8 protein-coding genes are annotated in these 13,916 nt (G+C 69.3%); all 8 read left to right on the forward strand.

What is annotated here, in order from left to right:
- Nucleotides 1-83: 83 nt before the first annotated feature.
- On the forward strand, nucleotides 84-1,082 hold the full coding sequence (locus ACWGCN_RS22505; protein ID WP_452458395.1) for an iron chelate uptake ABC transporter family permease subunit: 999 nt from the start codon (nucleotides 84-86) through the stop codon (nucleotides 1,080-1,082).
- Nucleotides 1,079-2,134 (forward strand): FecCD family ABC transporter permease, encoded by a 1,056-nt coding sequence (locus tag ACWGCN_RS22510; RefSeq protein ID WP_378995472.1) that lies wholly within the window; start codon nucleotides 1,079-1,081, stop codon nucleotides 2,132-2,134. The genes ACWGCN_RS22505 and ACWGCN_RS22510 overlap by 4 nt, the downstream gene beginning before the upstream one ends.
- A 12-nt stretch (nucleotides 2,135-2,146) precedes the next feature.
- On the forward strand, nucleotides 2,147-2,953 hold the full coding sequence (locus ACWGCN_RS22515) for an ABC transporter ATP-binding protein (protein WP_452458396.1): 807 nt from the start codon (nucleotides 2,147-2,149) through the stop codon (nucleotides 2,951-2,953).
- A 96-nt stretch (nucleotides 2,954-3,049) separates the two neighbouring features.
- Nucleotides 3,050-10,576: an amino acid adenylation domain-containing protein gene (locus tag ACWGCN_RS22520; RefSeq protein WP_452529092.1), complete on the forward strand. Its 7,527-nt coding sequence runs from the start codon at nucleotides 3,050-3,052 to the stop codon at nucleotides 10,574-10,576.
- A gap of 56 nt (nucleotides 10,577-10,632) precedes the next feature.
- On the forward strand, nucleotides 10,633-11,631 hold the full coding sequence (locus ACWGCN_RS22525) for an ABC transporter substrate-binding protein (protein WP_379314607.1): 999 nt from the start codon (nucleotides 10,633-10,635) through the stop codon (nucleotides 11,629-11,631).
- Complete coding sequence (gene entS, locus ACWGCN_RS22530) at nucleotides 11,628-12,857, forward strand: enterobactin transporter EntS (protein ID WP_387448012.1); 1,230 nt, start codon at nucleotides 11,628-11,630, stop codon at nucleotides 12,855-12,857. The genes ACWGCN_RS22525 and entS overlap by 4 nt, the downstream gene beginning before the upstream one ends.
- Nucleotides 12,854-13,693 carry a siderophore-interacting protein gene (locus ACWGCN_RS22535; protein ID WP_378995464.1) on the forward strand — a complete coding sequence of 280 codons (840 nt, stop codon included), beginning with the start codon at nucleotides 12,854-12,856 and terminating at the stop codon, nucleotides 13,691-13,693. Before entS ends, ACWGCN_RS22535 begins: the two co-directional genes overlap by 4 nt.
- Before the next feature lie 3 nt (nucleotides 13,694-13,696).
- Complete coding sequence (locus ACWGCN_RS22540) at nucleotides 13,697-13,912, forward strand: phosphopantetheine-binding protein (protein WP_358061797.1); 216 nt, start codon at nucleotides 13,697-13,699, stop codon at nucleotides 13,910-13,912.
- Nucleotides 13,913-13,916: the final 4 nt, after the last annotated feature.

Genomic DNA, 13,916 nt, shown 5'->3' on the forward strand with positions numbered 1-13,916 from the left:
ATAGCGAGGTAAGCCTCACCTATCAAGACCTTGCTTAGGCTAACCTCCAAGACGACCCAGTTTCGCCGCGAGAGAGAACCCTGATGAGAAATCCGCGTTGGTGCGGGTGGCTTCTTGCCGCATTCGCGCTGGTCGCAGTCTGTGCTCTCAGCCTGCTGGTCGGCACGAAAGCCATTGCGATCGGCGATGTCTGGCAGGCACTGTTCGGCGTGAGCACCACTCCCGATCACGTGACCGTCACCGAGTACCGCGTGCCACGCACCCTGCTCGGGCTACTGGTCGGGCTCGCGCTCGGCGTAGCGGGCTGCTTGATGCAGGGCCTGACCCGCAACCCGCTGGCAGACCCCGGCCTGCTCGGCGTCAACGCGGGAGCGGCCTTCGCGATCACCATCGCCGTCGCGATGTTCGGCGTGAGCGAGATCACCTCGTACGTCTGGTTCGGGTTTCTCGGCGCCGCCCTGGTGTCGGTGGTCGTCTACCGCGTGGGCACCGCCGGACGATCCGGCACCGACCCGGTGCGGCTGACACTGGCAGGCGTCGCCGCCACCGCGGTTCTCGGCGGCCTGACCAGGGGCTTGATCCTGATGCACCCCAAGGCTTTCGACGAAATGCGTCAATGGGATTCCGGTGGACTCACCGGACGCGGATTCGAGATCCTCTACGGCGCGACCCCGTTCATCGCCGCGGGCCTGATCATCGCGGCGCTGTGCGCGCGCTCGCTCAACGCGGTCGCGCTCGGCGACGATCTGGCGCACTCGCTGGGTGCGCACGTGGGGCGCACACGCCTGTTCACCGCGCTGGCGGTGGTGCTGCTGTGCGGCACCGCGACCGCGGCGGTGGGCCCGATCGCGTTCGTCGGTCTCGCGGTTCCGCATGTGGCCCGGTGGCTGATCGGACCCGACCAACGCTGGATCTTCGCCTATTCGCTGGTGCTGGCGCCGATCCTGGTGCTGTCGGCCGACATCGTGGGCCGCCTCGTCATTCGTCCCGATGAAGTTCCCGCAGGCCTGGTCACCGCGTTCCTCGGGGCGCCGGTACTGATCTGGCTGGCCCGTCGCGCAAGAGTAGGTGCCGCCGCATGAGTTCGACGATCGATTTCGGCCGCGCGATGCTGGTGGTCCGGCCGCGCGGAACACGCTTCTCCGCCCGGATCGGCGTGCGCACCCTGGTGGTTTGCGCTGTCCTGCTCACGATCTCGGTGGTGACAGCGGTGCTGGCCCTCGGCAGCGGTGACTACCTGATCCCGCCCCTGCGGGTGCTCCGCGCGCTGGTGATCGGCGACGAGCGGTTCGACCGGCTGGTGGTGTGGGACTGGCGGCTGCCGCGCATCCTGCTCGCACTGATCCTCGGCGCCGCGCTGGGCGTGAGCGGCGCCATTCTGCAATCGGTGACCAGGAATCCGCTGGGCAGCCCGGACATCGTCGGGTTCAACACCGGCGCCTACACCGGCGCGCTGATCGCCATCCTGACCCTGGGCGGTGGGCATCTGCAGACCGCGACCGGTGCGGTGATCGGCGGGCTCGGCGCCGCGCTGGTCATCCATCTCCTCGCGTTCCGGCACAACGTAGCCGGGTTCCGGCTGATCATCGTCGGCATCGGCGTCAGCGCCATGCTCGCCTCGATCAACACCTGGCTGATCCTGCGCGCCGACCTGGACGCGGCGATGTCGGCGGCGGCCTGGGGCGCGGGCACGCTCAACGGACTCTCGTGGCCGCAGGTCGGTCCCGCGGTGGTGATCCTCGCGCTGCTGGCGATCGCGCTCATCCCCGCGGCCCCGCGCTTACAGATCCTCGAGCTCGGTGACGACACCGCCCGGGCGTTCGGCCTCGACGTCAGCCGGGCGATGCTGTGGCTGATCGTGCTCAGCGTCGCGTTCACCGCGGTGGCGACGGCGGTCGCTGGCCCGATTGCGTTCGTCGCCCTCGCCGCACCGCATCTGGCGCGCAAGCTGGCCCGCACACCGTCGATCGCGCTCGCGCCCTCGGCGGCGATGGGAGCGATGTTGCTGATCACCTGCGACTGGATCGCCCAGCACGCGTTCGCCCCGACGACCGTGCCGGTCGGCCTCGTCACCGTCTCGGTCGGTGGCCTGTACCTGGCGTATCTGCTGGTCGCCGAGGCGCGACGGAACTAGGAAAGCGAAAAGATGAACGACACTTCACGCCTGCGCGCCGACCGGGTCCGCCTCGGCTACAAGGGCACCACGATCAGCGACCAGCTGTCGGTGGATATCCCGGACGGCAAGTTCACGGTGATCATCGGCCCGAACGCGTGCGGCAAGTCCACGCTGCTGCGCGCGCTGGCCCGGCTGCTCACCCCCGAGTCGGGGACCGTGGTGCTCGACGGCAAACCGATCAGTTCCTACCCGGCGAAGCAGGTGGCCAGGCAGATCGGTCTACTGCCGCAGACCTCCACCGCGCCGGACGGCATCCGGGTCGCCGATCTCGTTGCCCGCGGCCGCTATCCGCATCAGACGCTGCTGCGGCAGTGGTCGAAGGCCGATGAGGAAGCCGTCGCCTCGGCGATGGCGGCGACCGGTGTCACCGAGTTGTCGGCGCGGATGGTCGACGAGCTGTCGGGCGGTCAGCGCCAGCGGGTGTGGATCGCGATGGTGCTCGCCCAGGACACCCCGCTGATCCTGCTCGACGAGCCGACGACCTACCTCGACATCGCCTATCAGATCCAGTTGCTCGATCTGTGCCGGTCACTGAACCGCGAATCCGGGCGGACCGTCGTGGCCGTGTTGCACGACCTCAACCACGCCTTCCGCTACGCCGATCACCTCATAGCCATGCGCGACGGGCGGGTGGTCGCGACGGGTGCGCCCGCCGACATCGTGACCGCCGAGCTCGTCGACGAGGTCTTCTCACTGCGGTGCCGCATCGTCGACGACCCGGAAACCGCTACGCCACTGGTGATTCCGCTGGCGCAGGATGCCGCCAAGGTGCGCTAGAGCTGCGGCGATGCGGCAGCCGAACATAGGTATTCCACAATTAGTTAAGTTAGGCTAACCTAACTGATTGTGAATGTGACGAGGGAGGGAGTTGCCGTGACAGATGGTCTCGAGTTGCCGCTGACCGGACCGCAGCTCGGCATCTGGAACGCGCAGCGCTTCGATCCCGAGTCCGGGCGCTACCTGGTCGGCGAGGTCCTGGAAATCACCGGGGACGCGCCGATCGATGTCGACCTGCTGAGCGAGGCGATCCGTCGCACCGTCACCGAGGCCGAGAACATGCGGCTGCGGTTCACCGAAACAGCCGACGGGCCAAGGCAATTCGTGAGCGATGCCGAAGCGGTGCTGCGGCCGACCGTCGATCTACGGGCGGCCGCGGAGCCGATGGCCCTGGCCTACGAGGCTGTCGCGCTGGAGCGCGAGCAGGCCGCGCAACGGTGCCGAGGGATGGTCGACCGGCAGCTGTACAACTACACGCTGATCCGGATCTCCGACTGCGTGGTCTGGTGCGTGCAGCTCTACCACCACCTCATCGTCGACGGTTACAGCGCGGCGCTGCTCTCGCGCCGAGTCGCCGCCCACTACACCTCCCTCCGACGCGGAACACCCTCGCCGAAACAAACTTTCGGAACCATCGCCGAGCTGGTCGCCGAGGAGCAGGCCTATCGGGCAGGCCCCGAATTCGAGGCCGACCGCGCCTACTGGCGCGACCAGCTCACACCGTGGCCCGATCTCGACGGCCGCGGTCGCCACCTGGGCGGTGCGGTCGAGCGGACGATCCGCGCCGAGGCCATCCTGTCCACCGAACTGCTCGCGGCACTGCGCGAGAGCGCCGAACGGCACGGCATCACGTGGGCCGACGCGCTCGTCGCCTGCTACGCCGCGTTCCTGCACCGCCAACTCGGCACCGCCGATGTGGTGGTCTCGATGCTGCTGATGGGCCGGGTCGGCCGCGCCGCCCTGCGCACACCGGCCATGGCGGTGAACGTGCTGCCCCTGCGGGTCACGGTGAGCGCGGGCGACCGGCTCGGTGAGCTGGGCCCCCGCATCGCCGACATCCTGCGCGAGGTCCGCAAGCACCAGCGCTACAGCGGCGACGACCTCGCCCGCGACTTCCACGGCCACGGCGCGGGCGAACTCCTGCACGGAATCGGCATCAACCTCAAGGTCTTCGACTTCACCCTCGATTTCGACGGTGCGCGTGGTGTGCTGCGCAATGTGGCAGGCGGGCCCCCGGAGGACCTCGGGCTGACCGTCACTCCGCTGCCCGACGGCACGGTGCTGCTCGGATTCGAATCCGACGCGCGAACCAACGACGCGGACACGGTGTGCGGGCGGATCGCCGGGTTGGTCCGGGTGATCGAGTCTTTCACCGGGTCGGACAAGATCGCGGTGGGTGCGCTCGAACTGCTCGATCCGGCCGAGCGCACGCGGCTGCTGGCCGCGCGCTCGACGGTAATGCAGCTCCCGGACAACGAAAACCGGGGTCTTCGCGACGACGAGCCGTCGGTCGCGACGGTCCCCGACCTTCTCGAACACGTGCTCGCCGAGCAACCGGATGCCGTAGTGCTGAGTTCGGCTCAGGCCGAGTACACCGCCGCCGAACTTCGAGTCCGGGTGAACCGGCTCGCGCGGTTCCTGCGCGGGGCCGGGGTCGGGCCGGATGCGATCGTCGGCCTCGCGCTACCCCGCGATGTGGAATTCGTCGTCGCGTTGCTCGCCGTCTGGCGCGCCGGTGGCGCCTATCTGCCCCTGGATCCGGAACATCCGGTCGCCCGGCTGCGAGCGACGATCGCGGACGCGGGCCCCGCTGTGGTGCTCAGCGCCGGTGAGTTGGCGGCCCAGCTCGGTGCCGACGCCGTCGCGATCGACGACGCCGGCTTCCGTGCGCGGCTCGACGACCACGACACCGACTTCGCTCTCGCGGTGAGGCCCGAGCACGCGGCCTACGTCATCTACACCTCGGGCTCGACCGGTCAGCCGAAAGGTGTTGTCGTACAGCACGGCTCCCTGGCCGCACTCGTCGCCGCGCACCGCGCCGGGATCCACAGCGCCGCCGCCGGCCGTGCGGGCAACCGTCAGCTGACCATCGCGCACACCACCTCCTTCGCCTTCGACGCCTCGCTCGACCCACTGCTGTGGATGACCGCCGGACATCGGATCCACGTGTACGACAGCGATACCCGGCGTGACCCGGCCGCCCTGGTCGAGGCTTTCGCCCGGGACGGCATCGACGTCGTCGACGGCACTCCGTCGCTGGTCGCCGCCCTGCTCGAACACGGCTTGACCAGCGAACTACCGTCGCCGGCACAGTCGAGCCCGGTCGGCCGGAAGTCGGCGACAGCGAGCACCGAGGTGACCGGGAAGATCTCGACAGCGACGGATCTCGCGAGCGCCGACAGCGCCGATGAGACAGCTCGCCCGCCGCTGACGCTGGTGATCGGCGGCGATGCGTGCTCGGCGGAGCTATGGGGCGCGATCGATCGTGGCGGGTTCGCGGCGGTCAATCTGTACGGCCCGACCGAGGCGACGGTGGATGTGATCGGGGCACCGATCGACGGCGCTGGTCCACGGATCGGGATGCCGGTCGCAGGCTCGCGGGCTCACCTGTTGGACAACGGATTGCAGATCGTCGCCGACGGTCAGGTCGGCGAGCTGTATCTCGCCGGTCCGCAGATCGCGCGGGGCTATCTGGGCCGGTTCGCCACTACCGCACAGTCTTTCGTCGCCGATCCGTACGGCCCGCCAGGAGCGCGGATGTACCGCACCGGCGACCGAGCGCGCTGGGTGCCCGGGCTCGGCTACGAATACCTGGGCCGGGTCGACAATCAGGTGAAGATCCGCGGCCACCGCGTCGAACTCGGTGATGTGGCAGCGGCACTCGAAGGTCTGACCGAGATCCGTACCGCGGCAGCCGATATCCGGGACATCGCCGGGCGCCCCACCCTGATCGGCTACGTCGTCGCCGCGACCGGCGACCTCGATACCTCGGCCGCACGTACCCGCCTGGCCGACCTGGTCCCCGAGCACATGGTGCCGGCTCGACTCGTCGTCCTCGACGCCCTGCCCACCACCGTCAACGGCAAACTCGACCGCACGGCGCTACCGGACCCCGCGACCGACGAGTCCGGACGCGCACCGGCCACCGACGCCGAACATGCTGTCCACCAGGCGATCTCGAGGACCCTCGGCCTCGACACCGTCAGCATGGACGACGACTTCTTCGCCGTCGGCGGCGACAGCATCACCGCCATCACCGTCAGCAGCGGCCTGCGCGCCGAGGGCCTCACCCTCCTGCCCCAGCAACTACTGACCCGGCGCAGCCTCGCCGCGCTGGCAGCGGAGGCGGCCCCCGAGCCGCAACATCCCACGACCGCCGTGGGATTCGAGTCGCCGGCCGCTGTCTCGTCGCCGCTCCCGACAGCGCCCGGTCGCCTGATCGCAGCGCTCACGCAGAGCGACCTGGACGAGTTCGGCGCTACCTACGGACCGGTCGCCGACGTGCTCCCGCTGTCGCCCCTGCAGGAGGGATTGCTGTTCCACGCACTGCGCGACGGCGCCGACGACGTGTACACGATGACGGCCCGCTTCACCCTCGACGGCGCCGTCGATCCGGAGCGCATGGGTGCGGCGTTCGCGAGCATGCTGCGGCGGCATCCGAACCTCGGCGCGGCGTTCAGTTATGAACAGTTCGACCAGCCGGTGCAGATCGTTCCGCGGGCACCGGGCGTCTCGTGGCAGGTCGAGGATCTGCGCGAGTCGCCTGACCCCGAAGCGCAAGCACGGCTTTCGGTGCGGCGCGCCGGCGCCGCACCGTTCGACATCGATCGACCGCCGCTGATCCGCGGCCTCCTGATCCGCCTCACCGACACCTCGCACTGGCTGGTTCTGATCGCCCATCACCTCCTGGCCGACGGCTGGTCGGTACCGACGATGGTCCGGGAAACCCTCGCCCTCTACACCGGCGAGACCCTCTCGGCCCCCGCCTACTTCGGCGACTACCTCACCTGGCTCACTACCCGCGACACCACCGCGACCCTGCACTGGTGGACCGAAAACCTCACCGGCCTGCGCGCTCCGACCCTGCTCGCCGCCACCCCTACATCCGCAACCGATCCGGCCGCGTTCGCACCGGGCGGTGCCGGCGCACCGGCGCCCGCCGTCTCGACGCCGGAGCCGACCACGAACGGCGGAGGAGCACCGCACCCGGCGGATTCGGCGACGGCCCAGCGACAGCGTCCGGTCGGCCTGCGGGTTCCGCTCGCCGCCGACGTGGCGACGGCCTTGGCCGAGAACGCCCGGCGGCACGGGCTGACCGTGAACACCGTGCTGCAGGGCGCGTGGGCGATGGTGCTCGCGGATCACTTCGGGCGCACCGATGTGGTGTTCGGGACCGTGGTTTCCGGGCGTCCCGCCGATCTCGCCGGAGTCGGCGCAATGGTGGGATTGTTCAGCAATACCGTGCCCGTGCGGGTGTCGCTCGGGGCTGGTCGGCCGGTGGCCGAGCAGTTCGGGGAGTTGCAGCAGACCTCGTTCGACGGCCAGGCCCGGGGATACCTCGGGTTGGCCACCATCGAGCGGGCGCTGGGATTCGGGCGGCTGTTCGATTCGCTCGTCGTGTTCCAGAACTTCCCGAAAGCCGGTCTGTTGCAGCCCGATCCCGGTGGGGTTCAGGTGGTGGACGTCGATGTGGACGGGCTGACCGACTTCCCGGTCACGGTGACCGCGTTGCCCGGCGCCGAGTTCGCGCTGATGTTGCACCACGATGTGGCCGCAGTGCCCAGCCCGGTCGCCACGCGGCTCAGTGATCGCCTCGGCGCCGTATTGTCCACGCTGGCCGCCGATCTCGACGGTTCCGTCGAGGAAGCCATGGCTGCCGCGATGCCGTCGGAAACCCACGGCAGCACGCTGGTCGACTGGTCGGTGACGGCGACGATCTCCGCCGATGCGCCGGCCGTCACCGCGAACGGAGTGACGCTCTCGTTCGGTGAATTCGACAGCCGGGTCCATCGGCTCGCGCGCTGGCTCATCGACGAGGGCGTTCGGCCCGAAACTGTGGTCGCGGTGGCGATGACGCGGGGGACCGAGTCGATCGTCGCCGCGCACGCGGTGTGCCGGGCGGGCGGGGTCTACCTGCCGCTGGATCCCCACAGTCCCGCGCAGCGTGCCGACAGGATCCTCGCAACATCGCGCGCGGCGCTGGTTCTCACCACCGCGGCCGACAACTTCACGACCGATCGCGCATCCGTGGCACAGGTCGAAGCATTGGATCTGTCCGGTTTCGCCGATACCTCGGTCTCCGACCTCGACCGACTCGCGCCCCTGCTCCCCCGCAATGCCGCGTACCTGCTGTTCACCTCAGGCTCCACCGGCGAACCCAAGGGCGTGAGCGTCTCCCACGAGGCCATCACCAGCACCTTCGAGTGGATGCAGCGACGGCACCGGTTCGGCGCGGGCGACACCGTCTTGTACCGCACCGCGGCGACGTTCGACGCCTCCCTGCTCGAGCTGTTCCTGCCGCTGCTGGTCGGTGCGCGCGTCGTGGCGGCACCGGTGTCGGGTCGACTCGACCGCGACCCGCACTACCTGGCCGACCTGATGGCGACCGAGCGGGTCGGCATGGTCCAGCTCACCTCGTCGATGCTCACCGTGCTCGCCGAGGAAGCCGACCTGAGCGGCTGCACCGCGCTGCGCTGCGTGATCACCGGCGGCGAACCGCTACCGCCGCCGACCGCGGCACGGATCAGAGCGCTCACCGGCGCCCGCGTCCACAACCTGTACGGGCCCACCGAGGCCGCGGTGTGCATCACCCACCACGAGACCTCCGGCGCCGACCGCGGCAATGTCCCGATCGGTCTGCCCGCCGGCGGTGCCGATGTGCGTGTTCTCGACACCGAGCTGCGCCCGGTCGCGGTCGGTGTGATCGGCGAGTTGTATCTCACGGGAACGCAATTGGCGCGCGGATACCTCGCCCGCCCGGCCCGGACCGCGGGTTCGTTCGTCGCCGACCCGCTGGGACACAGCGAACGCATGTACCGCACCGGCGATCTCGTGAGCTGGGGCCCGCACGGCGAACTCGACTACGTGGGCCGCGCCGACAGCCAGGTGAAGCTGCGCGGGCAACGCATCGAACTCGGCGAAATCGAAGCGGCCCTGCTGAGTTGCCCGGGCGTGGCCCACTCCGCGGTGATCCTGCGCGAGGACACCCCGGGCGATCAACGCCTCGCGGCCTACCTGGTCGCCAAGGCGGATACCGACATCGACATCGACACCGTCCGTTCCGGCCTACGAGCACGGGTGCCCGCCTACATGGTCCCCGCCGCGTTCGTCGTCCTCGACCACATCCCCCGCACGACGAGCGAGAAGATCGATCGCAAGGCCCTGCCGGTCCCGAACTACGCGGTCAACGCTGCCGAGAACCCCACGGCCACATCGAGTAACGCCGGGTCGGCTTCTGACATCCCCGTGCCGGCGGCTGCCCCACACGACCCGCAGGATTCGCCGAGCGCCCGCGATCTGATCGCCGACACCTCCACGACCCGCGAGCCAGGCAGCGACTCCGCGCACGCTGAGCGGGCACACCGCGCGGCAACTGATCACCGCAGCGCGATCTCCACCGCGACCAGCACCGGCCATAGCCAAGCCACCGACCTGGTCCGCACCATCCGCACGGCGATGGCCGCCGTGCTCTCCACCACCGACATCGCTGCCGACGCCGATTTCTTCGAGGCGGGCGGCCACTCGCTCACCGCCGTTCGGGTGATGGGCAGGCTCCGGCGCGCAGGGCTCGCGGTCGTCCTCGACGATGTCTTCGAAGCACCGACACCACGAGCACTCGCCAACCGGATCGCTGAGAACAACAACAACTCTCGAACGGGCGATGCGGAAAACACGGATGCCTGGGGTTCGCGACTCGACCATGTCCTCGAACTCCGCACCACCGGTTCGCGCGATCCGCTGTTCTGCGTTCACCCCGTCGGCGGGACCGCCTGGCAGTTCGGCCCGCTCGCGAAACTCCTGCGAGCCGACCGCCCGATCATCGGCCTGCAACTACCGACCTTGAGCGACAACACCTTCCGGGCCGAGACCATCGACGACCTGGCCGCGCACTACGTGTCGACCATCCGCAGAATCCAACCGCACGGCCCTTACCACCTGCTCGGTTACTCCCTCGGCGGCACCGTCGCTCACGCCATGGCCGCCGCGCTGACAGCGGCGGGCGAGCGAGTCGCCTTCACCGGACTGGTCGACGCGTTCGCCCTGTCCGATCTCACCGAACAGGCGACCCGCGCCCTCACCGACCCGGCCGATCTGGACCGGCTGTTGCCCGACATCCCGGACGACGCACCAGAACTGGCGACGAAACTGCGCGATGCCGCGACGACCCTGCTCGGCATGGTCTCCGCGTCCACCGCGGCCGACTACGACGGCCCGATGGCGCTCTACGCCGCCGACACCGGAAGCACACCGGGCCGCACCGAGGCGCAACTGGCGGGCTGGCACTCCGCACGAGCCCGGCTCGTGGTGCGCCGACTGCCCTACTCCCACTTCGAGATCGTGTCGCCCACCGGCTGGGCCGAGATCGCGGCACTTCTCGACACAGACCCGGTGATCGGCGGCTGAGCATGCAGCGCACCGCTTTTCACCGTTCGAAAAGAAAGATGAGGACAACCCCTTCCATGTTCACCACACGATCATCGGGCAGGCTCCGCGCCACCCTCGCCCTGCTGGTTCTCGCGCTGATCGCAGCGCTCACCGGCTGCAGCACCTCGTCGGGCGACACCGCCGCACCCAGCGGCCCCCGCGAGGTCCAGACTCCGAAGGGCCCGGTCTCCGTCCCCGCGGATCCGCAGCGCATCGTGGTGCTCAACGGCACCCTGGCCGGCTACCTCTACGACCTCGAGGCACCGGTCGTCGCCGCCGACCCGCGGCTGCTCGGCGTCGCCAGCAAGCCGGGTGAGTTCCCGTCCGGCTGGGCCGAGGACGCGGCGAAGCAGGGCACCAAGGCCCTGCCCACCGGCGAGAACATCAACCTGGAGTTCATCGCCGCCCAGCGCCCCGACCTGATCATCGGCGGCGGCCAGGGCTACCCGGCGCAGCAGTCGGTGAACGCCTACGACCAGCTCAGCGCGATCGCCCCGACTGTGCTGGTGCCGACCGAGACCACCTACTGGCAGGACCAGCTGCGGGTGATCGCCGACGTGGTCGGCAAGCCGGCCAAGGTCGACCAGCTGATCACCAACTACAAGGACAAGCTGGCCAAGGCCAAGGCCGCCATCAAGGCGCCCGCGGGCAACACCGTCATCATGCAGTCGCTCAAGAGCCAGAAGCCGACCGCGTTCGTGCCCACCGCCGCACTGCCCACGCTGCTGTCGGAGGTCGGGTTCACCCTGGACCAGCAGCTCGAAGCCAAGGCGGGCAACCCCGCTCGTGAAGGCAGCGCCGACTTCATCAGCTTCAGCCCGGAGCTGCTGAACACCGCCGTCGACGCGCCCGTGCTGTTCATGATCCCGCTCAACGGCGGCCGGAGCCTGGCCGAGCTGCGGGCCGACCCGATGTACGCGTCGCTGCCCTCGTTCAAGGCGAACACCGTCTTCGAGCTGCCCGCGACCAGCTCACGTCCTGACTACCGCACGGTCATGACCACGCTCGATCTGCTCGTGGAACGCTTCAAGTGACAGCGGTCGGCGGCCTGCTCATCGACATCAGCCCGCTGCGGACCTCGCGTCCGTTCCGGTGCGCGTTCGCGGCGCGGCTGGTGTCGGTGCTGGGGCTCGGGCTGCTCATGGTGGCCCTGCCGTTGCAGGTCTATCAACTGACCGGGTCGACCCTGCAGGTCGCCGGCATCGCGACGACCACCGCGGCCGCATTGTTCGTCGGCAGCCTCGCGGGCGGTGTGATCGCCGACCGTTATGACCGGCGCAACGTGATCCAATGGTCGCGCAGCGCAGCCGGTTTCGGATTCCTGATCCTCGGTATCAACGCGGTGCTGCCGGATCCGATGCTGTCGGTGATCTATCTGGCCGCCGTCATCGACGGACTCGCGGGCGGCGTCAGCGGCTCCGCGTTGATGGCTCTTGTCCCGATGCTGGTCGGTCGCGAGAAGATCGCGGCGGCAGGCGCTTTGACCGCGCTCACCACTGACCTCGGGACCATGATCACGCCCGCGATCGCCGGTGTGCTCGTCGCACAGGCGGGGGTGTCGGTCGCGTTCTTCCTGTGCGCGGGCGCCACCGTCGCCACGGTCGGGTTGATCACCGCGATCGGGCCCGCGCCGCCGCCGGCCCGCGACCTGCAGAACCCGGTGCGCGAGCTGGCGATCGGCATTCGATTCGCGGTGCAGCACAAAACCATTCGCATCATCCTGCTCACCGGCTTGCTCGCCATGCTGGTCAGCGGCCCGCTGGTGCTGCTGCCCGCCTTCGCCGAAGTCGAACTCGGCGCCGGCCCCGGCACCCTCGGCCTGCTCTACGCCGCGCCGGGCGCTGGTGCCGTGATCGGCTCGCTCACCAGCGGCTGGATGAGCCGCACCCGCTACAACGGGCTCGCTCTGCTGATCTCGCTGGCCCTCATGCCGCTGGGCGTGATCGCCGCCGGGCTGTGGTCACACGCGGCGCTGGTGTTCCTCGGACTGGCCGGATTCGGCCTGGCCAGGGCGGTGAACATCGTGTTGCGCTACACCCTGCTGCAACAGCAGGCACCCGAGGAACTGCGCGGCCGGATGGCCGGACTTCTCATGGTGCAGTCGGTGACCGGCACCGCGATCGGTTCGATGGCCGCCGGATTCGTCGGCCAATTCTTCGCACCGGGTTCCGCGCTCGTGTTCTACGGCGTCGCGGTCCTGGTTCTCACCGGCGTGGTGGCGCTTGCCGCCGGGCCGCTGCACGGAAAGGAACAGCAGTGACAGATCGCAGTGGCTACGCCGCGCGCATCGCCGAGGTGCTCGCCAGTGAGCACGGCGCGAAGGTCCCGTATCCGATCGGATTGCAGGAAGTGGAGGTGATCCGCACGGTCGCGGTCGGGGCCGGGCTGCTCCGGATCACCTTCGGCGGGCCCGATATCGCGTCCTTCCACAGCTATGTGCCGGATGAGCATGTGCGCCTGGTCTTTCCGTGCGAGGACGGAGTACTGCGGCTGCCCGCACGCGACGGTCAGTCACTCGAGTGGGGCAACCCGCGCCCGGTGTCGCGCGAGTACACCGTGCGCCGCCACAGCGTCGCCGACAACGAACTCGACATCGATTTCGCGATCCACCCCGGCGGCCTGGCCTCGGAGTGGGCGAGCGCGGCGACCCCGGGCACCAAGATCCACATCGCGGGCCCTCCCGGTGGCGTCGTCGTCCCGGAGTCCTACGACCGGTTCCTCTTCGTCGGTGACATCACCGCGCTGCCCGCCATCGCGCGCTGGCTGGAACGACTGCGGCGGACCGCGCAGGGCTGGGCGTTCATCGAGGTGACCGGACCAGAGGAAGAGATCGAGATCGATGCGCCCGCGGGTATCGAGGTGCGCTGGCTGCACCGCGGCGACCTCGAACCGGGCACCGGTGACGCACTGGAGAAGGCCGTACGTGGCGTGGAAGTGGCTGCCGGACAGCGGGTCTACGCCTGGGTCGCCGGTGAGGCCGGCTGTCTGCGCGGCATCCGCAAGGTGGTGCGCGGCGAACTCGGGATCGGGCCGAAGGACTCACTGATCGCCGGCTACTGGAAGCGCGGCGTCGCCGACTTCGATCGAGAGGAATGAGCGATGACCGACGAACAAGTCATCACGGATGTGGCAACGGCGCTCGGCGTCGACCGCTCGGAACTGGCCACCGACACCGACCTGCTCGATGCGGGCCTGGACTCGGTTCGCATCATGTCGCTCGTGGAGAAATGGCGGTCGGCCGGACATGCAGACATCGACTTCCCCACGCTCGCAGGTGATCCCGTGCTCGGGTCGTGGATCGAACTGCTGGCCTGATCGC

Source organism: Nocardia sp. NPDC055050 (assembly GCF_053608345.1).

Bases quoted from the DNA above. Each gene is read 5' to 3' on its own strand.
- ACWGCN_RS22540 (WP_358061797.1), top strand. From the start codon at position 13,697: ATGACCGACGAACAAGTCATCACGGATGTGGCAACGGCGCTCGGCGTC.
- ACWGCN_RS22515 (WP_452458396.1), top strand. From the start codon at position 2,147: ATGAACGACACTTCACGCCTGCGCGCCGACCGGGTCCGCCTCGGCTAC.
- ACWGCN_RS22525 (WP_379314607.1), top strand. From the start codon at position 10,633: ATGTTCACCACACGATCATCGGGCAGGCTCCGCGCCACCCTCGCCCTG.
- ACWGCN_RS22510 (WP_378995472.1), top strand. From the start codon at position 1,079: ATGAGTTCGACGATCGATTTCGGCCGCGCGATGCTGGTGGTCCGGCCG.
- ACWGCN_RS22505 (WP_452458395.1), top strand. From the start codon at position 84: ATGAGAAATCCGCGTTGGTGCGGGTGGCTTCTTGCCGCATTCGCGCTG.